Annotated in this window: 17 protein-coding genes, 1 rRNA gene, 2 pseudogenes and 1 other annotated feature; of the genes and pseudogenes, 9 read left to right on the top strand and 11 right to left on the bottom strand. The window is 69.6% G+C overall.

Features of this window, described 5'->3' with window-relative positions; all coding sequences use genetic code 11:
* The first annotated feature begins 105 nt into the window (after positions 1-105).
* Positions 106-1,194 (top strand): YeiH family protein, encoded by a 1,089-nt coding sequence (locus tag MOTC310_RS25160; protein ID WP_331303741.1) that lies wholly within the window; start codon positions 106-108, stop codon positions 1,192-1,194.
* Positions 1,195-1,419: 225 nt separating this feature from the next.
* A complete protein-coding gene (locus MOTC310_RS25155; RefSeq protein WP_331303740.1) occupies positions 1,420-1,872 on the top strand; it encodes a Ros/MucR family transcriptional regulator in 453 nt (150 codons plus the stop codon).
* A gap of 501 nt (positions 1,873-2,373) precedes the next feature.
* On the opposite strand, the gene MOTC310_RS25150 is transcribed toward MOTC310_RS25155, so the two are convergent.
* The 5 genes from MOTC310_RS25150 to MOTC310_RS25130 form a co-directional block, all read right to left on the bottom strand.
* Complete coding sequence (locus tag MOTC310_RS25150; protein WP_331303739.1) at positions 2,374-3,978, bottom strand: ABC transporter ATP-binding protein; 1,605 nt, start codon at positions 3,976-3,978, stop codon at positions 2,374-2,376.
* A 4-nt stretch (positions 3,979-3,982) separates the two neighbouring features.
* On the bottom strand, positions 3,983-5,404 hold the full coding sequence (locus MOTC310_RS25145; RefSeq protein WP_331303738.1) for a M20 family metallopeptidase: 1,422 nt from the start codon (positions 5,402-5,404) through the stop codon (positions 3,983-3,985).
* A gap of 60 nt (positions 5,405-5,464) precedes the next feature.
* A complete protein-coding gene (locus tag MOTC310_RS25140) occupies positions 5,465-6,400 on the bottom strand; it encodes an ABC transporter permease (protein ID WP_020093970.1) in 936 nt (311 codons plus the stop codon).
* A 10-nt stretch (positions 6,401-6,410) separates the two neighbouring features.
* Entirely contained in the window at positions 6,411-7,328 is a 918-nt protein-coding gene (locus MOTC310_RS25135) for an ABC transporter permease (RefSeq protein WP_020093969.1), read from the bottom strand.
* Between the two features lie 225 nt (positions 7,329-7,553).
* Positions 7,554-9,086, bottom strand: a complete 1,533-nt coding sequence (locus MOTC310_RS25130; RefSeq protein WP_331303737.1) for an ABC transporter substrate-binding protein — start codon at positions 9,084-9,086, stop codon at positions 7,554-7,556.
* A gap of 134 nt (positions 9,087-9,220) precedes the next feature.
* Here MOTC310_RS25130 and MOTC310_RS32915 point away from each other — a divergent pair.
* Both MOTC310_RS32915 and rrf read left to right on the top strand, forming a co-directional pair.
* Positions 9,221-10,078, top strand: a pseudogene (locus tag MOTC310_RS32915) (LysR family transcriptional regulator); the annotation flags it as partial.
* A 19-nt stretch (positions 10,079-10,097) separates the two neighbouring features.
* Positions 10,098-10,298: a sequence feature (23S ribosomal RNA rRNA prediction is too short), on the top strand.
* A 180-nt stretch (positions 10,299-10,478) separates the two neighbouring features.
* Positions 10,479-10,594 (top strand): 5S ribosomal RNA (rrf, locus tag MOTC310_RS25120).
* A 1,058-nt stretch (positions 10,595-11,652) separates the two neighbouring features.
* Here the strand turns inward: rrf and MOTC310_RS25115 are convergent.
* From MOTC310_RS25115 to MOTC310_RS25105, 3 genes are read right to left on the bottom strand one after another with little or no spacing between them, the layout of a single operon-like run.
* Positions 11,653-14,592: a hypothetical protein gene (locus MOTC310_RS25115; RefSeq protein ID WP_331303735.1), complete on the bottom strand. Its 2,940-nt coding sequence runs from the start codon at positions 14,590-14,592 to the stop codon at positions 11,653-11,655.
* A gap of 38 nt (positions 14,593-14,630) precedes the next feature.
* Positions 14,631-15,995 carry an HlyD family type I secretion periplasmic adaptor subunit gene (locus MOTC310_RS25110; protein ID WP_331293056.1) on the bottom strand — a complete coding sequence of 455 codons (1,365 nt, stop codon included), beginning with the start codon at positions 15,993-15,995 and terminating at the stop codon, positions 14,631-14,633.
* 3 nt (positions 15,996-15,998) lie between these two features.
* On the bottom strand, positions 15,999-17,762 hold the full coding sequence (locus tag MOTC310_RS25105) for a type I secretion system permease/ATPase (protein WP_331303734.1): 1,764 nt from the start codon (positions 17,760-17,762) through the stop codon (positions 15,999-16,001).
* A gap of 363 nt (positions 17,763-18,125) precedes the next feature.
* On the opposite strand from MOTC310_RS25105, the gene MOTC310_RS25100 reads away from it, so the two are divergent.
* Complete coding sequence (locus MOTC310_RS25100; RefSeq protein ID WP_331293054.1) at positions 18,126-18,452, top strand: helix-turn-helix domain-containing protein; 327 nt, start codon at positions 18,126-18,128, stop codon at positions 18,450-18,452.
* A gap of 86 nt (positions 18,453-18,538) precedes the next feature.
* Here MOTC310_RS25100 and MOTC310_RS25095 read toward each other — a convergent pair whose 3' ends face one another.
* Entirely contained in the window at positions 18,539-18,937 is a 399-nt protein-coding gene (locus MOTC310_RS25095) for a hypothetical protein (protein WP_331303733.1), read from the bottom strand.
* Positions 18,938-19,228: 291 nt separating this feature from the next.
* Between MOTC310_RS25095 and MOTC310_RS25090 the strand changes: the two genes are divergently transcribed.
* From MOTC310_RS25090 to repC, 3 genes are all read left to right on the top strand, one after another.
* On the top strand, positions 19,229-19,918 hold the full coding sequence (locus MOTC310_RS25090) for a sigma-70 family RNA polymerase sigma factor (RefSeq protein WP_331293052.1): 690 nt from the start codon (positions 19,229-19,231) through the stop codon (positions 19,916-19,918).
* 467 nt (positions 19,919-20,385) lie between these two features.
* Entirely contained in the window at positions 20,386-20,817 is a 432-nt protein-coding gene (locus tag MOTC310_RS25085) for a hypothetical protein (protein WP_331293051.1), read from the top strand.
* Positions 20,818-20,998: 181 nt separating this feature from the next.
* Positions 20,999-22,129, top strand: a complete 1,131-nt coding sequence (repC, locus tag MOTC310_RS25080; protein ID WP_331293050.1) for a plasmid replication protein RepC — start codon at positions 20,999-21,001, stop codon at positions 22,127-22,129.
* 205 nt (positions 22,130-22,334) lie between these two features.
* Here the strand turns inward: repC and MOTC310_RS25075 are convergent.
* Positions 22,335-23,240, bottom strand: a pseudogene (locus MOTC310_RS25075) (ATP-binding cassette domain-containing protein); the annotation flags it as partial.
* A gap of 273 nt (positions 23,241-23,513) precedes the next feature.
* Between MOTC310_RS25075 and MOTC310_RS25070 the strand changes: the two are divergent.
* Complete coding sequence (locus MOTC310_RS25070; protein WP_331303732.1) at positions 23,514-24,563, top strand: DUF2891 domain-containing protein; 1,050 nt, start codon at positions 23,514-23,516, stop codon at positions 24,561-24,563.
* 153 nt (positions 24,564-24,716) lie between these two features.
* Here the strand turns inward: MOTC310_RS25070 and MOTC310_RS25065 are convergent, their stop codons facing one another.
* Entirely contained in the window at positions 24,717-25,022 is a 306-nt protein-coding gene (locus MOTC310_RS25065) for a hypothetical protein (RefSeq protein ID WP_331303731.1), read from the bottom strand.
* Positions 25,023-25,132: the final 110 nt, after the last annotated feature.

Below are 25,132 nucleotides of genomic sequence, written 5' to 3'. Positions count from 1 at the left end.
TCCTTCTCGCATTCCGCTTGAATAGAGATTGAACTTCTCTGTTGCGCGGGTGCGGCGAACGTTTTCTTCCTATAGGCTCCGCCGGCGACCCCGGAGCCCCGTCTCGTGAGCCCTGAAGCCTCGTCCAAGACAGCCCCGACACCGACGCTCCCCGACCGGGGCGGCCGGTCGGGCACGGCCGCCTCGGTCCTGCCGGGAATCGGCCTGTGCGCGGCCATCACCGCGGTGGCGATGGCCGCGCAGGCGGTGGAGGAGCGTCTCGCCGGCCACCCCTATATCGAGGCCCTGGTCCTGGCGATCCTGATCGGCATCGCGGTGCGGACCGCCTGGACGCCCCCGGCGCAGTTCCGCACCGGCATCGCGTTCTCGGCCAAGCAGCTCCTCGAGGTCGCCGTGGTGCTGCTCGGCGCCTCCCTGAGCCTCGGGGCGATCCTCGCCTCCGGCCCGGCGCTGCTGGCCGGCATCGTCGGGACCGTGGTGCTCGGCATCGCCGCCAGCGTGGCGATCTGCCGGGCGCTCGGGCTGCCGGCCCGGATGGCGATCCTGGTGGCCTGCGGCAACGCCATCTGCGGCAACTCGGCCATCGCCGCCGTGGCGCCCGTGATCGGCGCGGAGCCGAAGGACATCGCCGCCGCCATCGCGTTCACCGCCGTCCTCGGCGTGCTGATGGTGCTCGGGCTGCCGCTGTTCGTGCCCCTCGCCGGCATGACCGACAACCAGTACGGGGTGCTGGCCGGGCTCACCGTCTACGCGGTGCCGCAGGTGCTCGCCGCGACCGTGCCGGTGAGCCTGCTGTCGACCCAGGTCGGCACCCTGGTCAAGCTGGTGCGCGTGCTGATGCTCGGCCCCGTCGTGGTGGTGTTCTCGCTGATCGCCCCGCGTCTGCCGCAGGCAGCTGGGGCGCCGCCGGCGCCGTCCCGCCCGGGCTTCACCAAGCTGGTGCCCTGGTTCATCCTCGGCTTCCTGGCGCTGGCCACCCTGCGCTCCCTGGGCCTCGTCCCGGACGGCGCGGTGAGGCCGCTGACCCAGCTCGCCGGCGTGCTCACGGTCCTGTCGATGGCCGCCCTCGGCCTCGGGGTCGACGTCCGGGTCCTCGCCCGCGTCGGCGGCCGGGTCACCCTGGCGGTCACCGCCTCCCTGGCGGTCCTGATCGCCCTCAGCCTCGCGCTGATCCGCGCCCTCGGGATCGGGTGACGCCGCGCGGTATTTCCCGCCGCGCCGACTTTCGGCCCCTGTAACCGGCATCCAATTGGCACCTTTGTGCAGGTGACCGGAGCGTTTCGCGCCGGCGATCCGGCCCGCTCGCACCGAAAAGCGCTTTGGGTGACCGATCAGCTGTCAAGACCGTCTTGACACATACGCGGTTTTTGCTTTGGAACCGCAGGCATCGTCGTCGAAAGCCTTGTGTGGACTCGCGCAGTGCCTGAAAAGAATCCCGAGAACAGCCTCAGGTTGGTCACGCTGGCGGGCGAGATCGTCGCCGCCTACGTCTCGAACAATTCCGTTCCGCCGACGGCCCTGCCCGAGTTGATGGCGAGCGTGCACGCGGCCCTGGCGGCCCTCGACGGGCAGCCGCCGGCCGCGGCCGCCGAGCCGGCCGTGGAGCGGCCGACGCCGGCCCAGATCCGCAAGTCGGTCCAGGAGGACGGGATCGTCAGCTTCATCGACGGCCGGACCTACAAGACCCTGAAGCGCCATCTCACCGCCCACGGCCTGACGCCGGAGCGGTACCGCGAGCGCTACGGCCTGCCGGACGATTACCCGATGACCGCGCCGGGCTACGCCGCGCAGCGCTCCGCCCTCGCGAAGGCGATCGGCCTCGGCGTGCCCGGCGGGCGCGTCGATCAGCGCAGGACGGGCACCGGCGGCTGATCGNGGGGCCGGGCGGGGCGGGGCCTCGCTCCTGCGCCCCGGGAACGCCACCACCTGCGCCGGGCCCGGGTCGGGCCGGCCGGATTCGGCGCGGCCCGGACGGCCGAACGTGTCGGCCCAGCTCAGCTTGATCACGCGGTTGTCCGCGGCGGCGGGCGCGGTGTCCTCCGCGGCGGGGCGCGGTGCCTTGCGGCCGGCGGCGCCGATCCAGCGCACGATCCGGTGTTCGCGTCCGCGGCGCAGCACCGGCGGCAGGTCCGCCTCGCTGCGCTTGCGGTTCGGCCGGATGCCGTCGGTCTTGTCTGAGATCGACACGCTCGATAACCCTGTCCCCGTGCGAGGTACGAGCGGGGACGGATAGCCGGTGCAGCCGTGGATCCGCCGGGGTGCTCCACCCTCGACAACGGCGCTATCCTACTGACCTTGCAGGATCCGGACAGGGCGATCCCGTCCAAAAAACTTGTCTCTGCGTCCCAGACTGGCCCGCCCGGGGCGGAAGGCTCATGAGGCGTGCGCCCCCGGCACCGCGGCGAGCAGGCTGCGGGTGTAGGCGTGCTCCGGCGCGGCGAACAGGTCCGCGGTGCCCCGCATCTCCACGACGGCGCCGCGGTGCATCACGGCGATCCGGTCGCAGATCGTGGCGGCCACCCGCAGGTCGTGGGTGATGAACAGCATCGCCAGGGACAGGCGCTGCTTCAGGTCCTCCAGCAGGTCCAGCACCTGCCGCTGGACCGAGACGTCCAGCGCCGAGACCGCCTCGTCGGCGACCAGCACGTCCGGCTCCATGGCCAGCGCCCGGGCGATGCCGATGCGCTGGCGCTGGCCCCCCGAGAAGGCGTTGGGGTAGCGGGCGGCGGCCTTGGGATCGAGGCCGACGAGGTCGAGGAGGCTGCGCGCCCGCGCGCGCGCCTCGGCGGCCGGGACCCCGTGGGCGATCGGGCCCGCCGTGATGATCTGCTCCACGGTGCGCCGCGGGTTCAGCGACGCGAACGGGTCCTGGAAGATCATCTGGATGCGGCTGCGCTTGTCGCGCAGCTCGGCCTTCCCGAGGGCCGTGTAGTCGAGGTCGCCCAGCCGGACCGTGCCGCCGTCGGGCTCGATCAGGCGGATCGCCAGCCGCGCCGTGGTCGACTTGCCGGAGCCGGATTCGCCCACGATCCCCAGGGTCTCGCCGCGGCGCACGTCGAACGAGACGTCCTTGACCGCCGCCACGACCCGCGGCTTGCCGAACAGGCCGGAGCGCCCGGAATAGGTCTTCGACAGCCGGCTCACCGACAGCGCGACAGGGGCGGCCGCCAGGGGCGGGCGCGGCGGCGGCGTCAGGCTCGGGACGGCGGCGAGCAGCGCCCGGGTGTAGGGCGCCTGCGGGTTCCGCAGCACCGCCTCGGCCGTGCCGGATTCCACGAGCCGCCCGCGCTGGAGCACCGCCACGTGGTCGGCGATCTCCGCCACCACGCCGAAATCGTGGGTGATGAACAGGACGCTCATCCCGCGCTTCCGCTGCAGGTCGCGGATCAGCCGGAGGATCTGGGCCTGAGTGGTGACGTCGAGGGCCGTGGTCGGCTCGTCGGCGACCAGCACCGAGGGCTCCAGCGCCAGCGCCATGGCGATCATCGCCCGCTGCCGCTGGCCGCCGGAGAGCTGGTGCGGGTAGGCCCGCACCGCCTCCTCGGGGTTCGGCAGGCCGACCTCGGCGGCGAGCGCCACCGCCCGGGCCCGGCGCTCGCTCCGGCTGAGCAGGTTGTGCGCCTCGAACATCTCGGCGATCTGATCGCCGACCCGCATCACCGGGTTCAGGGCCGTCATCGGTTCCTGGAACACCATGGCGATGCGCCGGCCCCGCAGTGCGCGCCACGCCGGCTCGTCGAGGGTCAGGAGGTCCCGGCCCTCGAACAGGATCGTGCCGGCCGTCGGCTTCAGCGCCCGGGGCAGGAGGCCGGTCAGCGCGTAGGCGCTCATCGACTTGCCCGAGCCCGATTCCCCGACCACGCACAGGATCTTCCCGGCCTCGAGGTCGAGGTTCAGGCCCTCGACCGCGTGCGGGCGGTCGGCGCCCTTGGGGAGCGCGATCGTCAGATCGCGGATGCGGACGACCGGCTCGCTCATCGTGTCAGGCCCTCGCGGTGCGGCGGCGGAGGATGTCGGGCCCGTCTCGGCCCAGATCCCAGAACAGGCCGGCCATGATCGCCAGACCCTCGCGGGTGCCGGAGGCGAGCATGTGCTCGTCCGGACCGTGCTGGCGGCAGGCCGGGTAGGAATGCGGCACCCAGAGGGTCGGCAACCCTAAGATCTCCGAGAAGGCGTCGTTCGGCAGCGAGCCGCCGAGATTGGGCAGCAGCGCCGGCTTCTTGCCCGAGCTCGCCTCGATCGACTGGAGCGCCCACTCGACCCAGGGATCCTCCACGGGCAGACGGGTCGCCTGGAAGACTTCCGCCGCGCGGGCCGGCCGGACCTCGATCATCGGGAAGCCGTGCGCGTCGAGATGGGCGCGCACGTTCCGGATGAGGTTCTGCCAGTCGGTGCCGACCACGAAGCGCAGCTGCAGGGTCGCCTTGGCGTGGGGCGGCACGGCGTTGAGCGGCCCGTCCGGGTCGCCGGTCTTGAAGGCCAGCACCTCCAGCGTGTTCCAGGCGAAGACCCGCTCGGCCGGGCTCAGGCCCGGCTCGCCCCAGTCGGAATCGATCGTGGGCGCGGTCGGGTCCTCGCCGACGCGGATGTCGGCGAGCGCCGCGCGCACGCCCTCGGGGATCGGCGGCGGCCGCAGGGCGTCCACCAGGATGGCGCCCCGCGCGTCGACCATCGAGGCGATCGCCGAGGCCAGCACCGTGCCGGGATTGCGCAGCAGCCCGCCCCAGTTGCCGGAATGGTGCGGTCCCTCCCGCAGGTTCAGGCTGAGCTCGAAATTGTAGGCGCCGCGGGAGCCCAGGAAGAGGGTCGGCCGCTCGCCGTTGAGGCGGGGACCGTCCGAGGCGATCAGCACGTCGGAGCGCAGGGCCTCCGCCTGCTCCCGGCAGAACGGCCGCAGGCCCGGGGAGCCCGATTCCTCGCCCATCTCGATCAGCAGCTTGACGTTGAAGCCGAGACGGCCCTCGCGCGCGGCGATCACCTGCTCCAGGGCCGCGAGGTTGAGGACGTGCTGGCCCTTGTTGTCGGCGGTGCCGCGCCCGTACCAGCGGTCGCCCTCGACCACGATCTCCCAGGGGCCGAGCCCTTCCCGCCACTGCTCGGGATAGCCGCGCACCGTGTCGCCGTGGCCGTAGATCAGCACGGTCGGCAGGTCCGCGCCCTCGCGCCGCTCGGCGATCAGGAACGGTCCGTGGACCCCGTCCGGGTTGGGGAAGATCTTCGGCGCGTCGAAGCCGAGGCGGGCGACGAGCGGCGCGATGAAGGCGTCGAGATAGGCGCGCAGCGCCGCCTCCTGGCCGGGAGCCTGGCTCTCGGTGGGCATCGCCACCGCCTCCCGCAGGAGCGCGAGGAACGCGCCCGAGTCGAAGGCCTCCGTGGCGCGCGCGATGGCGGCGTCTCGCGTCATGGTGTGTTTCCCGTGAAACATTTCGTTAACCTGCCGGCCGGTTCCGGCCCGGCGACGGCGTCAGTGGCGCGCCTCGGGGGCGGTGATGTCGCGCAGGCCGTCCCCCAGGAGGTTGATCGCCAGCACGAGCAGGAGGAGCGCCACGCCCGGGATGGTGATCACCCAGGGCTGGAAGAACATGTACTGCTTGCCCTCGGCGATCATCAGGCCCCAGGAGGGCAGGGGCGGCTGCACGCCGAGGCCGAGGAACGACAGGGCGGCCTCCAGCAGGATCGCGTGGGCCATCTCCAGGGTCGCCACGACGATCAGCGCGTTCATGATGTTGGGCAGGATCTCCTGGCGGATGATCCGCAGGTCCGTGAGCCCCGCGGCGCGGGCGGCCGAGACGAAGTCCTGGTTGCGGATCTGCTGGGTGGCGGCCCGCGTCACCACGGCGAAGCGGTCCCAGAGCAGGAAGCCCAGCACCAGCACCACCACCTTGAGCGAGCCGCCGACCAGCGCCGCCATGGCCAGCGCCACCAGCACCACCGGCATGGCGAGCCGCGTGGTCACGACGTAGCTGACCACCGAATCGACCCAGCCGCCGAAATAGCCGGCGCACAGGCCGAGCGTCGTGCCGATCAGCCCGGAGATCAGCGCCGCCGAGATCCCGATCAGCAGCGAGATCTGGCCGCCGTAGAGCAGGCGGCTCAGGTAGTCGCGGCCGAGCTTGTCGGTGCCGAGCACGTGCTCCCAGGTGCCCTTGGCCTGCCAGACCGGCGGGATCAGGCGGCGGGACACGTCCTGCGCGTAGGGATCGTGCGGGGCGATGAGCGGGGCGGCGAGCGCCGCCAGCACGATCAGCCCGAGGATCCCGGCCCCGATCAGGAAGCCGGTGTGGCGCAGGCCCCGGCGCAGGATCAGGCGGGTGGGGGAGGGGACCGGCGCCAGCGCGATCGGCGCGTCCGGGGGCAGGGCCGGGGCGGCGAGCGCCGCCGTGTCGGGGGGGAGGCTCATCGGCGGATCCTCACGACTGGCGCAGGCGCGGGTCGAGGAAGGCGTTCAAGAGGTCGGCGGCGAGCGTCAGGCCGATATAGATCATGGCGAGCACCAGCACGATCGCCTGGACGACGGGGAAGTCGTTGCGGGCGATGGATTCCCAGGCGAGCTGCCCGAGGCCCTGGAGCGAGAACACCGCCTCGATCACGATCGAGCCGCCGAGCATGAAGCCGAACTGCACCGCCGACAGGGCGATCACCGGGATCACGGCGTTGCGCAGGGCGTGCCGCACCAGGATCTTCCGGGGCGGCAGGCCCTTGGCGCGGGCGGTGCGGACGTAGTCGGAGGCCAGCACCTCCAGCATGCCGTTGCGGGTGAGGCGCATCACCGCCGGCATCGCGTAGTAGCCGAGGGCGACCGCCGGCAGGACGAAGTTCTTCCACGTGGCGTTGCCCGAGACCGGCAGCCAGCGGAGGTTGACGGAGAAGATCAGGATCAGCGTCAGGCCGAACCAGAAGCTCGGCATCGCCTGGCCGAGCACCGAGACGGCGAGCGCCGTCCGGTCGATCCACGTGTCCCGCTTCACGGCGGCGACGACGCCCAGCGGGATCGCCACGAACAGGGCCACGGCGAGCGCGATGATGCCGAGATACAGGGTGATCGGCAGGCGGGCGGCGAGCAGGTCGATCACGCTCTCGCGGAAATAGAACGAGTTGCCGAAATCGAGGTGCAGGGCCCGCCAGCCCCAGGTGAGGAACTGGGTCAGCAGCGGCTGGTCCAGCCCGTAATCCTGGCGGATCTGAGCGATCTGCGGCCCGGTGGCCTCGGGGCCGGCGATCGCGGTCGCGAGATCGCCCGAGAGGTGGAGGAGCAGGAAGCTCGCCACCGAGACCGTGAGGGCCACCGCCAGGGCGACCAGCACGCGCCGGAACGTGAAGGCCAGCATGGGTTCAGGCTCCTTCCTGGCGATGCAGATCGCGCCGGATCAGGACGAAGCGTCCTCTCCTCCCCCGGCGATCCCGGGCTTGCCCGGGATCGCTCAAGCTTGTGGGGAGGAGCCGGAGGTGGGGGTGGCGCAGAATCGAGCGGTGCGGTGCCGTCTGCGCCACCCCCACCCCTGACCCCGCCCCGCAAGGGGGAGGGGAAAGGCGTCGCGCCTTCGCGGCCATCCTCACTTCCACGACGCCGCGTAGAAGCGCGGCACCTCGTCGGGCTGGGCCGTGAAGGTCAGGTCCGACGTGAAGGCGTAGTTGGTCGAGTAGGAGAACATCGGCAGGGCGTAGGCCTGCGCGGCGATCCGCTGGAGCGCCTTGGCGTAGGCGGCCTTGCGCTTCTCCGGGTCGGTGGAGCCGTCGCCCTCCTGCAGGTCGGCGATCACCTGCGGATCCTTGGTCAGGTCCTCCTCGCCGCCGCGGAAATACACCCCGTCGAAGGCCGAGACGTCGAGCACCGAGAACGACCCCCAGGTCTGGTAGCCGATCGAGGTCTTGCCGGCCCGCAGCGCGTCGCGGAAGGCCGCGTAGCGCAGGTAGTTGAGCCGCGCCTTGATGCCGACGGCGCCGAGGTACCCGATCACCGCCTCGGCGTAGTCCCGCTCGCGGTAGGCGCCGAGGTCGATCTCGAAGCCCTTCTCGTAGCCGGCTTCCTTCAGCAGCGCCTTGGCCTTGGCGGGGTCGTAGGGGTAGCGCATCACCCCCTGGTCGGTGCAGCCGAACTGGTCGACGAAGCACAGCGCGTTCATCACCCGCGAGGCGCCGCGCACGAGGTTGTCGACCATCGCCTTGCGGTCGATGGCGTAGGAGATCGCCTGCCGGACGCGCACGTCCTTGAGCGGCGAGTTCTCCTTGGCGCGGCCGAGCGTGTCGAACTGCAGGAAGCCGACCCGCATCGTCTCGGAGTTCAGCACCGTGATGTTGGGCGCGGCGCGCAGCTGCTCGGCCTGGTCGCTCGGCACCCGCCAGATCCAGTCGACGCCGCCGGTCATCAGCTCGGCCATCCGGCTCTCGCCGTCCGGGATCACGCGGAACTGCAGCTTGCCGATCTTCGGTTTCCCGAGGGGGCTCTCCGCCCAGTACTTGTCGAACCGCTCCATGGTGACGCCGCGGCCGCTGTCGACCTTGGTGATCCGGTACGGGCCGCTGCCGACCGGCGCCTTGGCGAAGCCGTCGAGGCCGACCTTCTTGAAGTAGGCGGCCGGGAAGATCGGGGTCGGGCCGGCGAGGTACTCGAGCGCGGCCGGGAACGGCGCCTTGAGGTGGATGCGGACCGTATGCGGGCCGGTCACCTCCACCGACTTCATCCAGTCGACGTTCTGGCGGGTGACCGTGCGCGCCTCGGGCGTCAGCACGTAGTTGAACGTGAAGGCCACGTCCTCCGGCCCGAGCGGGTCGCCGTTGTGGAAGACCACGCCCTCCCGGATCGTGAGGTCGAGGGTCGTGTCGTCCGCCCATGTCCAGGCGGTCGCCAGCATCGGCTTGTAGGTGCCGTCCTTGGGATCCCGGTACAGCAGCGTGTCCCAGCAGTTCCGGGCCAGGATCACGCCCTCGCGGGCGCTGTTGTGATACGGGCTGACATTCTCGGGCTCGCTGTCCGACGCGTAGACCAGCGTGTCGTCGGCCTTGCCGGCGAGGGCCGGGTGCGCGGCGATCAGGCCCGCGAGCGAGGCGGCCAAGGTGGCGGCCCGGGTGAGAGTCCGTAGCGGCATGCAGGCTCCGACGGCGCGGCGGACAGGCCCGGCGGACGGTTCCGCGGCTGCCGCGTTTTTCACCCTGCCATGGTGTTGTGCATCTGAGATCGCAACAAGTAGAATTTGGCGAGTGCTGCGTTGCCGTATCGGCAATGTGCGCGGCACCATACAGCGTACCGGGAACGATAATGCAGAGTACGGGCCTGCGCTACTTCCTGGCCGTGGCCCGCACCGGCTCGATCGCGGCGGCCTCGGCGCAGCTCAACGTCGCGGCCTCGGCGATCAGCCGGCAGATCGCCAACCTCGAGGCCGAGCTCGACTGCGTGCTGTTCGAGCGGCGCCCGCGCGGCATGGTGCCGAGCCCGGCCGGGGAGCTGCTGGCGCAGCACGCCCACCAGGTGCTGATCCGCTCCGAGCAGGTGGTCACCGAGATCCGGGAGCTGGAAGGGCTCGCCCGCGGGCTGATCCGGGTCGCCTGCTCCGAGGGCTTCTCCCTCGACATCGTGCCGAACGCGATCGCGGCCTTCCACGCCGACCATCCCGGCATCCGCTTCGAGGTCACCGTCCAGCCCCCGGCCCAGGTCACCCAGACGGTGGCGGCGGGGGATGCCGATCTCGGGATCACCTTCGCGCTGACACCGACCGCGCAGGTCGAGGTGCTCTACGACGGGCAGGTCGACATGCTGGCGCTGGCCGCCCCCGACCATCCCCTGGCGCGGGCGCCGGCCCTGCGCCTCGCGGACCTGCTGGACTACCCCGTCGCCCTGCCGACCCGGGACACGACCCTGCGGCAGGTCTTCGACGCCGCCTGCGCGCACGAGGGTCTCACGGTCGAGCCTGTGCTGACCGCCAACAAGCTCTCGGCGCTGCTGCCCTTCGTGCGGCGGTCGCGCGGGCTCGCGCTGATGTCGGCGCTGTCGGTCCGGACGCCCCTGCGCCTGAACGAGCTGGTCAGCCTGCCGATCCAGTCCCGGGCGAGCCTCGCCCGCGGCATCAAGGTCCAGGCCATGCGCGACCGGCGGCTGCCCCGGGCGGTGCGGGCGTTCCTGCGCCAGCTGCTCGACGCGCTGCCGCCGCCGCGCGCGCCGTGACCCNAACCGCTGAAGGCATCTAAGCGGGAAACCCCCCTTAAAACGAGACCTCCCTTGAGGGCCGTGGAAGACGACCACGTCGATAGGCCGGGGGTGCAAGCGCGGCGACGCGTTGAGCCGACCGGTACTAATCGCCCGATTGGCTTGATCGCTCTCGTGATCCGTGTCCGGACTGGTTCGGCAGCCGCAAAGGCTGGCGAAGCCAGAGACACACGAAACAGAAAGACCCGCAGCGGATCCGCTGCATGCTTGCCGAACTGAGCACTCGCCGTCGCAGCACCCTGCGCCGCCCAGTGCCAAACAAGTTGCGTTGCGCCGGTCTGGTGGCCTGAGCGGCGTGCCCAGAACCCGATCCCATCTCGAACTCGGCCGTTAAACACGCCAGCGCCCATGGTACTGTGTCTCAAGACACGGGAGAGTCGGTCGCCGCCAGACCCGCACAACGCAAGACACACATTCCCTCATCACCATCACCGATCCGACCCCGGATACCGCGCACGCTCACCAGAGCCGGCGGCCACGCCGATCAGTTTCTCCATATACTCGGCGTGAGCTCGCGCAGCAGACGCGACCGCGAAGTCGGCCTCCTCGCCTCAATCGATCTCTGACCGATCCATTCCGTTCGCCTAGTCCGGAGCTTGTCCGGCAGGCCGTGCCGAACCTCGACGACACCCTTCCGGCGCTTCAGCCCGCCAGGGATGGCTGCGTAGAGCCGAGCACGTGGCCTTGAGAGCCATACAGCAAACTTCTATTATACCCCCGCTGTACATGTCCTGTGGTCAATGCGGGATCGGGCATCGCATGCGGTACCATCCAGACACGCGGTTACGGTTGGGCACCAGCGAGATTGCCACAGCGCCAGCTCTCGGGGCTGCTTGTCGTCCATATGTTGCCGCTGCACTCCGCGGTTCCTCACGGCCGCATCCATGTGGTCTGCCAGCGCGCGATCCCGCCGCGGAAGCTGGCCCAGATCCGATGTTCGACGCCGACCAATTTCGCCAGGGTCTTTTGCGATTAGTGCCCGACCTGAGGCGATCTGCAGGAACGCTGATTCAGGGAGCGGAGCAAGTCGACGCCTTGGTCCAAGAGACGCTCATCAGAGCCTGGCTGGGGCAAGACCAATATCGTCCCCGCAGCGATCTCCAATCTTGGACATTAGCGATCATGAGGAGCTGCTTGTCACTGTCGCAGCGCGAGACGAGCGATGAGCTTGGCGTCATCGATGTCGCCACCGGACCTCAACCCATCGATTCAGAATGGCCAGCCAGCAAGAGTCGGTCACAGGAAGAGTGAGTGCGATCGCGTCCCACCCTGAGCGCTTGTGAGACCGGCGATCGCGTTTTCCAAACGACCGAGGATGTTCGAGCGGCCGAGCAAACCCCTATGGTGTCATCGGGTGAGTTCTCAGCCTTCGGCGATCAAGCCTAGGAACTGTTCAGCAATGACATCGCGCTGCAGTCGTCTTGTGAAAATTGTAAAACCTTGTTCCGTCATCAAGAGTGTAAGTCGAAGTGGTGTGCGTTGGTGCCATGATCTGAAATCCCGATCAGCCCGACGTCGCCGGAGGTGGCGCCATCCATGAGGGGGTGGTTTGATCCGGCCGACGGGCTGTGCTTGTTGTCGGACGAGAATACGATGTCACCGTTCGAATCGACGCTCATTGCCGGCGGCGGAGCGTGACTTCCCACACTGTTTGCGGAGACCTGATGGTCTGACGGTGCTGGATCACGGTTCACGTTGGTTGAGACCTCTGATCCTTGGCGAGCGGTCGGTTGGTCCAGAGTGACTTGGCGTCCGACGTTTGTGGCTCCACCGGCATCGTCCTGAGCGACATTGCGTGACCCGTCCGCGAGCCGCGGGAGGCTGGAATCTGCACCGGCGGCTTGGCCTTGCGCGATGCTTGCTGAGGCGCCTGCGTTCGTACCGGTAGCCGTGCCGTGTCCATCCAAGTCCTGAAGACGCGGTCCGGCCTCTTGGAGATGACCCGGCGCCTCAGCGCTTCGGCCGGCGCCCTCGCCAGCCTCTGCCTGGTCTGGCTCAGTGGCGCTCGCCTGAGCCTGCGCCCCAGCTGGCAGTACGCTTGGGTCTGCAGTGTTGCCGATGCCGTGACCGCCGACATCCTGTGTCTGTGGTCCCGTGCCCCGAAGATGCCCCGGCGCCTCGGCGCTCTGGCCGGGGCCTTCGCCAACCTGCACGTGGCCTGGATCCGCACTGCTCGCCTCTGCCTGCGCGGCAGCTGGCGGCGAGGATGGGTCCGCGTTGGCGGAAGCTGCGTGGACGTCGGTGTCCTGCATGTGCGGACCCGTGTCGCGAAGATGCCCGGGCGCCTCGGCGCTCTGGCCGGGGCCTTCGCCTGCCTGCACGTGACGTGGGTCCGCGCTGCTCGCCTCTGCCTGCGCGGCAGCTGGCGGCGAGGATGGATCCGCGTTGGCAGAAGCGGCGTGGACGTCGGTGTCCTGCATGTGCGGACCCGTGCCGCGAAGATGCCCGGGCGCCTCAGCGCTCCGGTCGGCTCCGTCGCCCCCCTGCGTGTGGCTTGGCTCCGCAACGCCCGCCTGAGCCTGCGCGCCAGCGGGCTGTGAGTCCGGATCCGCGGTGTTGCCGGTCCCGTGACCATCGACATCCTGTGCGTGCGGGCGCATGTCTCGGAGATGCCCCGGCGCCTCGGCATTCTGGCCGGTCCGCTCGGCATCCTGTCCGTGGCCCGGATCCGCATCCTTCGCCTGGATCTCTGCGACGCCTGCCGCAGGGTCCCGTTTCGCGCTGTCAGGTTCGCCGTGACTGCTCGCATCCGGTCGATTGGATGCCGTCTCCTCGAGATGACCCGGCGCGTCGGCGCTCCGGCCGGGTGCCTCGGCGACTTGCGTGTGGCCTGGATCCGCAGCGCTCGTTTGGGACTGGGTGACACCTGAAAGGCCGCTCGGATTAGCGCCGCCGGCCGTGCCGTGACCGTCCGCGTCCGGTGGACCAGCTACGGCCTCCTTGAGGTGCCCCGGCGCCTCGGCGCTGCGGCCGGGCCCCTCGCCGACCTGCGCGTGTCCTGAATCCACACTATCTGCCTGGACCTGCGCGCTGCTCACGCGTGGGCTCAGGCTTGCAATGGCGGTTGCGCCGGAGCCGTCCGCGCCGTGCTGCCCCCGTTCAAGTGCACCTGCGCTTCTGCCCGACGGATCCGCATCCGCGACCGCGTTGTTGTGTTCCCTCGACTCTGACAAGCGGTCAGAGTGCACGATGTATTCCGGGCTCTGTGAGCGCTCGCCCGCAGGCGAGGACGGGAAATGTTTCGGTTCGGGCTGTGCCGCCGCGTTGGGGCCGTTGACCGGGGCCGGGGAAGCTTCGGACGCCGCATGGCCGGCCGTCGGCGACCCGCTCTGGGTTAGAGATGCGGCCTCACTGGCCATGCTTGACGACGGGTCGGCGCTCCCCGATGCCGCCATGCTGCCGTCCGATCCGGGTTCGGGAGATGACGATGAACCCGCGGCGCGGGTGGTGTTCGCCTCCCCCGCCCGTGTCAGTGTCTGGAAAGCGGGCTCCAGGCTGGTCCGAGCCGGCCCATGGGTGAAGGCCGAATCTCTGAATCCGGCAGTTCCGAAATCGGTGGCGTCCGATCGGGCAACAGCGACCGAGTTCGGCTCGGCCGTTACCGAGCCGGATGCGCCGCTCGCTGAAGGTTCATGACGGCCGGAGGCGAGCTGTGTGCCCGAATGTGTGGGCCCCACCGCTCCGCCCATCGTCGGCGGGACGCTGCCCTGGTCCCCCGAGACGGGGCTGATGCCGTCCAGCGCGCCGAGATACGGTTTCGCCTCGATCCCCTGTTCGGGATGGTCGGCGGCGAAGGCATCAGCAGCGAAGACCATCGCCGAGAACACGATGGCCCCGACCTGCTTACGATGGCTGTCGCGCTCATCGGCATCGCCGGTGTCACGCGCTTCGGTCGGCCCGTGCTGATGCGTCTGGCCCGTGTGAAGGTCCGGCGATGCGCTCTCTGCCGATCGCTCCCCGTCATCGGCGCGTGCGACGTCGGGCGACAGGCTCAGCGCCGCGGCCGCGACGAGAGCGGCGAGCAGGGCTGCCGGATGAACCGAGAGCTTCGTTCCGCCGGCACCCTGCGGGATCGGAAGGAGCTCAGGATAGCGTTGAGCGATCTGGTTGATGAGGGCGCGGAAATCGTTGCCCCGCATCGGGCTGTCCAAGACCTCGGACGCGACGACGTAGCTGCCGTCGATCCGGGCGAAGTGCATGATCGCGTCGCCATCCGGCCGGCAGAAGACGAACCAGGGCTCCGCCTCGTCGCTCAGCCCCTGCTCGCTGCCGATCTGGAGGCCGGCACGGATCAGCGCAGCCTCGACGCGGTAGAATTCCGCGAGCTCCTGCTGCGACCAGCCACCTTGGCTCGTCGATGCCGGTCGAAAGAATGAGATGACCGCGCCCATCGGGGCCTCACGTCCGCGAATTGGCTGAGGAGTGGAGTCTATCGTTCATGGAAACCGCGCCCTAGAGCATCGAAGAACGGCGCCACCAGATAGTCGAGCGCGGTGCGCTCGCCAGCGGAGACGACGACCTCGGCGGGAAGCCCCGCCAGGAGACGCGATCGTACGTCGTCCGGCAGTTGGCGGTCGTCGATCTCGACGGTGCCGGCGAAATAAGCCTGCTTCGTGCCATCGTCGATCAGACGATCGCGGGACACCATCGTCAGCGTCCCGAAGATAGCCGACGTGCGGCGCGTCTGAAAGGCCGGGAACTTCACCTCGGCCCGCATGCCGGCATGAACGGCCTCAAGGTCGTTCGGCGCGAATTGCACGCTGACCACCAGCCTGTCGTTGGTCGGAACGATCTCCATCAGCGGTTCGCCCGAGCGGACCACCTGCCCGATCGTGTAAACCTTCAATCCCTGGATGACGCCCTGATGCGAGGCCCGGACCTCGTGACGGCGGAGGACGTCCTGAGCCACGATGAGCTTCTCGCGCAGTTCGGCGATCTTCTGGCGTGTGTCCAGAAGCTGCGCTGTCAGTGTCTCCTGAAGCTTCTGCTTGAGCTGCGCAGTCTGCATCCCCGCCTCGTTGATGCCGTTCTGCGCCTTGGCGGTCTCCGCCACGGACCGCCCGATCACGCCTTCCAGGCGAGCGTGCTCGCGTTCCATCATCAGGACACGCGAGAGCGGGATGAGGTTCTTCTCGCGCAGGCCGCGCAGGCCCTCCAGCTCCTGCTGGATCAGGGTGACTTGCTGCTCGACCGAGGCCTTCTCGACGGCGAGTCCGGAAATCTCCGTCTTCAGCTGCGTGACGCGCGCCTCGATGAGGGCAAGCTGTGCCTGAAAGGACGCGCGCCGCTCCGACAGCTGACTGGCTTGATCGTCGATCATGCGGGAGACGGCAGGATCACCGCGTCGCGCCGCGATGTCCGGCGGCAGAAGCAGGTCTGGCGCCTGACCCTGCTCCGCACGTAAGCGGGCTTCGAGGACCAGGGCCGCGTCGAGCTGGCCGCGAAGCAGATCGTTGCTGGCACGCGATTGCACGGGATCGATGCGCAACAGGACGTCTCCCGCGCGAACGGTCTGCCCGTCCCGGACCAGCACCTCCTGAACGATGCCGCCTTCGAGATGCTGCACCACCTTGCGGCTGCCTTCCGCGACGACCACCCCGGGACTGATGACCGCCCGGTCGAGGCGCGCGAAGGCGGCCCAGGTGCCGACGACCCCGAACGTCGCGAAGATGACCGCGTAGCCGGCGACGGCGTACGAGCGCCAGTTCGTCAGGCCCGCGGCACCCGGCCGCTCCCCGACGGGCGTTCGCCGCACAGGTGACGGGTTCGGAAGCGCGGGTCGGGAGACGGTCATCGCTTAGCCCGCACTCCGCTGCGCTTCGGAGCCTCGACGGCTTTGCGATGGCGGCGGGCCGACCGGCGGCACCAGGGTCGGGATCGGTCGCTGACCGGTGAGGTGGGAGAGAACCTGCTCCGGCGCGCCGGAGACCGGTACGCTGCCGTCGCTCAAGAGCAGAATGCGGTCCGCCTCCTCCAGCAGGCTCACCTTGTGGGTCACGATCACAACCGTCGTCCCCGACTGCTTCAGGGCTGCGACGGCGCGCATCAGCGCAGCTTCACCGAGCTGATCGAGACTCGCGTTCGGCTCGTCGAGCACGACCAGGCTCGGCTCGCCGTAGAGGGCGCGGGCCAGCGCGATGCGCTGCCGCTGGCCGCCGGACAGCCCGTGCCCTCCCCGCCCGATCACCGTGTTGTATCCCTCCGGGAGGGACTGGATCAGCTCGTGGCAGCCGGCCTGACGGGCGACCTCGATGACGCGCGCGTCGTCCTCGGAAGCGAACCGCGCGATGTTCTGCGCGACTGTCCCGTCGAACAGTTCGACGTCCTGAGGCAGGTAACCGACGTGCTGTCCGAGCAAAGCTTTGTCCCAGTGACGCAGGTCGGAGCCGTCGACGCGCACGGTGCCTTCGTGCAGGGGCCAGACCCCGGTGAGCGCGCGCACGAGGGTCGATTTGCCGGCTCCGCTCGGACCGATGATCCCCACGACGGTGCCGGGCTCGAGCCGGAAGCTCACCGCCTTGAGGATGGCTCGCGTCGAGCCGGGTGCCGCGACTGAGATGTTCTCGGCTTCGATCAGGCCGCGTGGCCGCGGCAACACGAGGCGGCGCGTCTCCGAGCCGGCGACGGCGATGAGATCCCTCAATCGCCGATAACTGGCTCGGGCGGCCGTGAAACCCTTCCAGTTGCCGACGACGGCCTCGATCGGCGCCAGGGTACGGCCGATGATGATCGACGCCGCAATCATCGATCCGGCCGAGATCTCGCGGTGAATGGCCAGATACGCGCCCGCGCCCAGCACAAGGGTCTGAAGCAGCATGCGGACGAACTTCGTCGCAGCAAGGATCAGGCCTGCGCGGTCGCTCGCACGAGCCTGAAGGAGCAAGACATCGTCGTGGCGCCGCTCCCAGCGCCCGCGCATGGACGCCACCATGCCCATGGCCTGCAGCACTTCTCCGTTTCGGAAGGCCGCGGCGGCGTCCTGACCTGCCTCGCGCGAGGCCTGACTCGCGGCGTCGAGCGTTCGACGGGTCGCGATCTCGTTGAGCAACGTGAGACCGAGGATCGTGCCGCCGCCCACGAGTGCCATCCAGCCGAACCAGGGATGGAGGACGAAGCAGGCGAGCAGGAAGATCGGTATCCATGGAAGGTCGCAGAAGGCCAGCATGCCGCTGCCCGTCAGGAACTCGCGCAGGACATCCACGTCGCGCAGCGCCGTGTCGTGCTGCGCCCCGGGCCGGATCAGCGTGCCACGATGTGCGGCATCGAAGATCGGCGTGGCGATCTTCTGGTCGAACACCACACCGCCGCGCACCAGGAGGCGAGCGCGCAGCATCTCCAGGATCGCGTAGACGGCGAGGCCGAACGCCGCGATCAGCGTGATCCCCGCCAGGGTCGTCTCATTTCGGCTCGGGATAACGCGGTCGTATATCTGGAGCATATAGAGCGGGCTGACGAACAGCAAAAGATTGATGAAGAGCCCGAACGCCATGGCCGTCGCCAGGACCGGGCGAAGCGAGCGCAGACCGATAGTCAGTGCCGATTGCAGCGAATGATCGCCCATACTGCCCTCTTCCTGCGATCGATAGGCGCGATCGGCGTTCCTACTGGCCAAGAGTCTCGTATGTCTCGCATCTCGGCCCGCGGGATCTGAGATCTGCGGGCGTAGATCGCGTGTCCAATTCTAGACATTCGCCGGCCGATGTCCGGAGACACTCACCAGCAATGCCGCATTCGGCGCGCTCCTTCAAATCGTTCCAGACGCGATGATGATAGCGCTATTCGGATACCTGCCAAGCATCGGCACACGCTTGGAGGCGAAGGTGGCCGACGCGTGTCTGGACAGCGCAGGCGGGTCACGGCTATATGGTACTTGCTGTACTAGCACCGCGTGACGCGGCCTCGGTCGGTAGGAAGGCGAAACCCCGTGTATGCCCATCAGCAACGCCTGGACTCCGAGGAGGTGCTGGAGCTGCGACGGGAAGGCGGACGGTATTTGAAGGAGCTGAGGGAGGCACGCGGCCTGTCACAACGGCAGCTCGCGGCGCTCGTCGGCGCGGAATACTATACCTTCATCTCGCAGCTGGAGACCGGGCGTGGCCGCATTCCTCCGGATCGGTACCGCGCCTGGGCCGAGGCGCTGGAGATCGAGCCGAGAGCGTTTGTCCGAAACGTCATGCGCTTCTACGATCCGATAACCCACGAAATCCTGTTCGGCGATAGTTCCGCGAGGACCGGACCCGGCGAAGGGTAGGCCATCGACGCCTCAGGGCTTGGGAACTCTTCGACGGGCGAGGCGCCCGCGGGCTCGTTCCCGGGTTGAAAATCACCGTTGCGCCCTCAGGGCTCGGAGTGCCCGGCATTGTGCATCGTCTGTGATCCGTCGGTCGAGATATCTTCCGGGGTCGCGTCGGCAATCGATACGGGTGCGCCAATCGCGGCCATCAGCATCCGCAACCCTTCGATCCATGTATCGGCCTCGGCACGCGAGATGCATCCGGAGCGGCGGAAGATCTTGCCGGACGCGAGCTTCACCACGACTTCGAACTGACCATCCGGCCTGTCTATAATCCGATAGTCGACGTTTTGCGGCATCGGCACTGCCCAATGGATCCTCAACTGGCGGGCAACAGCGGCACCGCGCACGCAGCTCACAGTCTCGCGGCGATCGAGCGTTCCTCCCGACGTTGCGCCACCTTCAACACGGTTCGGTGTTCCTCGCCGAGGCTCGGCGACCATCGCGGTTCCGGCCTGATTGCACGCGATGATCTTCGCGGTTCTTCATCACTTCGGCTCGTCGCAGGCCGGAGCGAGTGCCAACGCGTCGGCCGCGGAGAACGATCCCGCGCTTGCGGGGTTAGATGTTCACTGTACAGTCAGATGGCCGGCCCTATCTGGGGGTGAACGCTTGATGACGCGCGTGTTCGGCCCGCCCTCGCTGGCTGGCCCGCTACGGCTCGTCGGGGGGCAGGCGAGACGCACCGCGGTCCGGGATCGGACCGTGCAGCGAGCGCTTTGAAAGGACGTGACTTGACGGACACGTTGGTTGCTGAAGACTGCGAGGCCGGCCCGCTGAGGCGACAGGCCCTCCCGGAACTGGCCACTCTGCCCGCCGACGTGCGGGATCATCTCGGTATGCACCTGCGTGCCGCCTACGAGGCCGTGACGCGGGCGCAGACGCCGCCGCGCCTCCTCGACCTCGTCGCGCGGCTCGACGCGGCGCTCGAGGGGCCGCGCCGCGAACACGCTGTCGTCTTTCGCGCGGGACTGACGGAAGCCCTCCCAGGCCTCCGCGCGTTCGCCCTGTCGCTGGTCGGGGACGCCTCGCGAGCCGATGACCTGGTTCAGGAGACGGTGCTCCGGGCCTGGGCACGGCAGGACCTGTTCATACCAGGCTCGAACCTGAAGGCATGGCTCTGCACCATCCTGCGCAACCAGTTCTACACCGAGTGTCGCAAGCGGAAGCGCGAGATCGAGGATGTGAACGGCGCTGCCGCTGCGCAACTCACCGCGCCCGCGGCCCAGGAGCACGGTTCTGATCTGCAGATCGTCTGGGCTCACATCGGCAAGCTGCCGGAACTGCAGCGCGAGGCTCTGCTGCTCGTGGGCGCCCAAGGCCTGACCTACGAGGCGGCCGCGGAGGTGATGGGCTGCCAGACCGGGACGGTGAAGAGTCGGGTGAGCCGCGCGCGGGCCTTGCTCGTCGCGCATCTCGCCTGAGAGCAGCGTCCCGGCCGAAGCGGTCCCGCTTCGACGACGCGGCGGCATCGACCTCGGTTGACCGCGTCCATCGCGTGCGGGACGGCGCCCCGCAAGACGCGCGTCCATGCCCGATACGGACCAAGGCCGCTCCTCCGCTCACGGGTGGAGCCGAGCGCCAGCGTCGTGGTCACGCACGAGGCGGCTAAGACCGGAAAAGCCATTCGGGCCCGCGTCGCGGACGCTGGCACGCTCCTCGCCCATTTGAATCAGACCGCGTGAGCGCCGGCCTGCGGGCACCGATCGCAGATCCGCGGTCGCGACGGTCGCCTCTCCCGTGGCGCAGTCCTGACCCTTCGGCTCGGCTCGGACCCGTTCGGCGTTGGCCGCATGGCGGACCGCGCGTTCCGGGCCAGACGATAGGTCATCTCGTGCGCCGGACCCGGCGGCACGGCTCGACGCGCGGATGCCACGCAAGGATCGGCGCGGTGCCGAAGATCGGCCCGAACGCCGCACCTCGCCTCGCCACCGTGACGGCCGTCGCGCTGGCGGTTGGCAAAGCGCGTGACGTCGCCGCGAAGCAGGCCGCCCTTAACAAACTCACCCATCCCCGCACGAATCTCGGCTGCGGCTGGACTCGGTTTGCAGAATCGGTCCACATGAACAGTCACGTTGGCAGAATCGGGCGGGGACCGATGACCGCAGAGGAACGGCTGGCCGAGCTGAAGGCGGCGGACATTCGCCGTCAGACACGTCGCAGGGAGGCTCTCAAGCAGAAGGGCATGACCCAGCAGAACGTGTGGCTGAAGCCGTCGGTCAAGGCCGTCATCGACCAAGCGATCCAGAACGGTCGGTTCAAGAGCCGCACCGAGGCGATCGAGTGGGCGCTCGCGTCTGCCTTCGAGGAGAAAACGGCATGACGTAACGGGCAAAGCAGAAGGCCCCGAGGCGGGAACCTCGAGGCCTTCGGACCTGACATACCCTGGGATGGGGCGCGACAGGCGATTCGCACCTCCTTTATGCCCCCTCCCCCAGGTCGTCGTCAAGAACACCCTTCGGGGTGAACGGTCCCGCTTTGCCTCCAGCGAGGAGGCGAACGAGGTGGAGACAGTTCATTCCGGTGGCCGGCCGCTCACGCGCGCCGCGCTCGCCGGTCGCAGACGCGCGCTCGATGACGGGCGGACGATCTCGCGCAGGGAGCTCTCGGCGGCAGGCCGGGAAGCCGCCAAGGCTCTGCGCCTTCGCCCTGCCCTGCGGTCCATCCTCTCGGCGCTCTGCGCCGTGTGGGGTGAGCAGGCCTGGGAGCGCTTGATCGTGTGGCCCTCCAACGAGCACTTGTGCGGGATGACCGGTCTGTCGGAGCGCGCGCTTCGCTACGGTTTGCGGGACCTTGTGGCGCTGGAAGTTATCACGCCGCGGGACAGCGCGAACGGCAAGCGCTTCGCCATCCGCGCGTCAGGCGGCGCCATTATCGACGCTTACGGCTTCGACCTGACCCCGATCGTCGCGCGGAGGGGCGAATGGGCAAGCGCTATCCTGGAGGCGACCGCCAGGGACGCCCAGCGACGACGCTCGTTCGATCTCCTGACCATCCGCCGCCGCGCGGTGTCAGAGGCCCTCGGCGGCCTGCTCACGAAGTTTCCCAGAACTGACGCTGCCGATCTGCTTGCGGCGCAAGAGTCCTTGGAGCGCAGCACGCCGAAGAGACGGTCCTCCGGCGCCGATCCCGACATCGTTCTCGAAGCCTGGGGGGAACTTCAGGTAATGGCCGAGGAACGGTATTATCAGGCCGCCTGTGCCGGCAATTCCGGCCGCCACTTAGAACAAGACACCGGATCTCCTACCGATCCTTGTACAAAGGCTCCCGAGGAGGAGCCTGGGCTGATCCGTCTGCCCGAACCGGCGCTCGTTGCGGCTGCCTGCCCGGTGGCTGCTGAATTCGGCGTTAAACTCGAAACGGAAGCGGACGTCATCGAGATCGGCCGTTTGATGCGGGGCGGAATCGGTGCACATCCGTCTGCCTGGAGCGAGGCGTGCGAGGCCCTGGGCCCGTTCCGAGCTTCCGTGCTCGTGCTGATCGTCGCGCAGCTCCATGACGACGACGCGCGACGGGGTGAGATCCGCATCAAGAACCCGGGCGGGTACTTCAGGCAACTTGTGCGGTTGTGTTCCGAAGGGCGTTATGGGCTCGAAGCCGAGCTCATGGCGATGTGCAGGAGGAGGATGATCTAGCACAAGCAGCGTGAACGCGGCCCGGCGTCGCTACTCCGACCGCATCGTGCCGAAGGACGATCATCGCCTGCTGGTACAGCAGCCGAATGTGATGGTGGCCGAGCGCGTCCTCACGGGCGGCGGGATCACCGCGCTGATCGGCTCAGCACCGGCGGCGCCTTCCACGACACCGCAATCTGCGTCCGCGGCGGCCCGAACGGGGCGCTCAGGCCGTCAGCGCCTCGGGCATGGGCGGCTCTCCCAGGCCGCCGAACAGGCGCCGGCCCGGGATCGCCGCGATCAGCCCCTGCGTGTAGGCGTGCGCGGGCGCGGCGAACAGGGTCTCGGCCGGACCGGCCTCGACGATCCGGCCCCGCTGCATCACCGCCACCCGGTCGGCGATCCGCGCGGCGATGCGCAGGTCGTGGGTGATGAACAGCATGGCGAGGTTGTACTCGGCCCGGAGTTCGGCGAGCAGATCGAGCACGCGGGCCTGCACGGAGACGTCGAGGGCCGAGACCGCCTCGTCGGCCACGAGGAGGCGCGGCTTCAACGCCAGCGCCCGGGCGATGCAGATGCGCTGGCGCTGGCCGCCCGAGAACTCGTGCGGGAAGCGGTCCGCCGCGGCCGCCTTGAGGCCGACCCGGTCGAGCAGCGCCCGCGCCTCGGCCATCGCCCGATCCCGCGGCGCCCCGTAGGCCATGGGCCCGCGGGCGATCGCGTCGCCGACCCTCTGGCGCGGGTTCAGCGCCGCGAACGGATCCTGGAACACGATCTGGATGCGCCGCCGCGCGGCCCGCAGGGCCTCGCCGCGCAGGGCCAGGAGATCCTGGCCCTCGAAGGTGACGCGCCCCGAATCCGGCTCGGCCAGGCGCAGGATCATCTGGCCCAGGGTCGACTTGCCCGATCCGGATTCGCCGACCACCGCCACCGTCTCGCCGGCAGTCAGGGTGAGGGAGAGGGCGTCCGCGGCGACCACCTGCCGGGGCGGGCGGAACCAACCCTGCCGCAGGGTGAAGGTCTTCGAGAGCGCCTCGATCTCCAAGAGCGGCGGCCCCGCCGCCGGGGCCGCGCGCGCCGGGCGCCTGCCGGCATGCGGCACCGCCGCGACAAGCGCCCGCGTGTAGGGATCGGCTCGGGTCCGGCGCGGCGGCGGCCGGCGCGGCGGCGACCGACAGGGCCGCGGCGGCCGACAAGGCCGCGACGAGGAGGGCGGCGGGCGGCGCGCGGCGCATGGGGGCTCCCGGTGAGGCCGGCGCGTCCGGCCCGTCCGCTCCGCGATAGCCGATCCGGGGCCGCGCCGCCAAAGGATCCGCGGGGCCTGACGCCGCACCGGGAAACCCGCTATGCCGGCGGCCGCCGAGTCCCCGCCGAGTCCCCGCCGAGTCCCCGCCGGAATGCCGCGATGACGCCCGCGCCCGCTTCCACGCTCACCCCCGACATCGCCGCGCGCTTCGCCGCCGTCGCCCTCGGCCATGTCGGCCGCGAGTATCCGAACAAGCCGGGGCACGTCCTGGCCGGGCCGGGGGATGCCCGCACCCCCGCGGCCCTGCACCCGGCCTTCCACGGCAGCTACGACTGGCATTCCTGCGTCCACGGCACGTGGCTGCTGGCGCGCGTGCTGCGGCTGTTCCCGGACGGCCCCCAGGCCCCGGCGATCCGCGCCCGGCTCGACGCGCAGCTGACCCCCGCGACCGTGGCGGGGGAATGTGCCTATTTCGACGCCCCGACCGCCCGGGGCTTCGAGCGGCCCTACGGCTGGGGCTGGCTCCTGAAGCTCGCCGACGAGCTCGCCGCATTCCCCGAGCGCCGCTGGTCCGAGGCCCTGGCGCCGCTGGCCGGGATCATCGCCCGGCGATTCGCGGAGTTCCTGCCGGTGGCGGCCTACCCGGTGCGGGTCGGGACCCATTTCAACACCGCCTTCGCGCTGCGCCTGGCGGCCGATTACGCGGAGGGCGCGCGCGATGCCGGGCTGCAGACCCTGCTGCGCGACACCGCCCTGCGCTGGTACGGGGACGACGCGGATTGCCCGGCCTGGGGCGAGCCCGGCGGCGACGATTTCCTCTCCTCGGCCCTGATCGAGGCGGAATGCATGCGCCGGCTGCTGCCGCCCGCGCTGTTCGGGCCCTGGTTCGACCGGTTCCTGCCCGGTCTCGCGGCGGCCCGGCCCGCGACCCTGTTCCGCCCGGCCACCGTGACCGACCGCTCGGACGGGAAGATCGCCCATCTCGACGGGCTGAATCTCAGCCGCGCGTGGTGTTTGCGCGCGCTCGCCGCCGCCCTCGGGCCGGACGATCCCCGCCGGCCGCCGCTCCGCGCGGCCGCCGAGGACCACCTCGCGGCGGGCCTCCCGCACGTGACGGGCGACTACATGGGCGAGCACTGGCTCGCGACCTTCGCGCTGCTGGCCCTCGAGGCCGGCGCCGCGGAGGACGGCCCCGGCAAGAGTTCCTGAGAGATTCGTGAGAACTTTCCGCCGCGTTCCCGGTTGAGGACCGTGGGACGGCAGCAAAAAAAGGACCGCCCCCAGGAGAACGGTCCGAAAGTCTAGGGAGGAAACGCCCACGAGGGGCTGCAAGACAGCGACGCGTCGCTGTGTTGCCTCCCGTCAACCCGACAGCGGCGGCCTTGTTCCTGGGTCCGATGCGCCGCGCGGCAGGGCGAGTCCGCCCGGGACCGCCGTGAGGCCGGCGGGGCGGCGCGGCTCGCCGGGGCCGAACTCGGCGCGGTAGGTCCGCTCCAGCGTCATGAGCCCCCGCAGGGGCGCCTCGGCGAGGTCGAGGAGCCGCGCGTCGCGCCAGCGCAGGATGCGCCCGAGCCGGCGCCGGAACCAGCGCCCGCGCTCCTCCTCGACGAGCAGGATCAGCTTGCCGGTCCAGGTCCGGCGGAACCAGAATCGTCCGGTCAGCGGCATGGCAGTCTAGGCCCCGATGGTCGATGGGATAGACTACATCCGGATCCGATATTCGGGAATATCGCCGCGTACGCTGCGGGAGAATTCCGGCGAGGACTGTGAATCGGGAT

This window comes from Methylobacterium oryzae (genome assembly GCF_036441375.1).
Taxonomy (GTDB): Bacteria; Pseudomonadota; Alphaproteobacteria; order Rhizobiales; family Beijerinckiaceae; genus Methylobacterium; species Methylobacterium oryzae_A.
The sequence above is the reverse complement of the archived record's forward strand: the minus strand, read 5'-3'. Positions and strand labels throughout refer to the sequence as shown.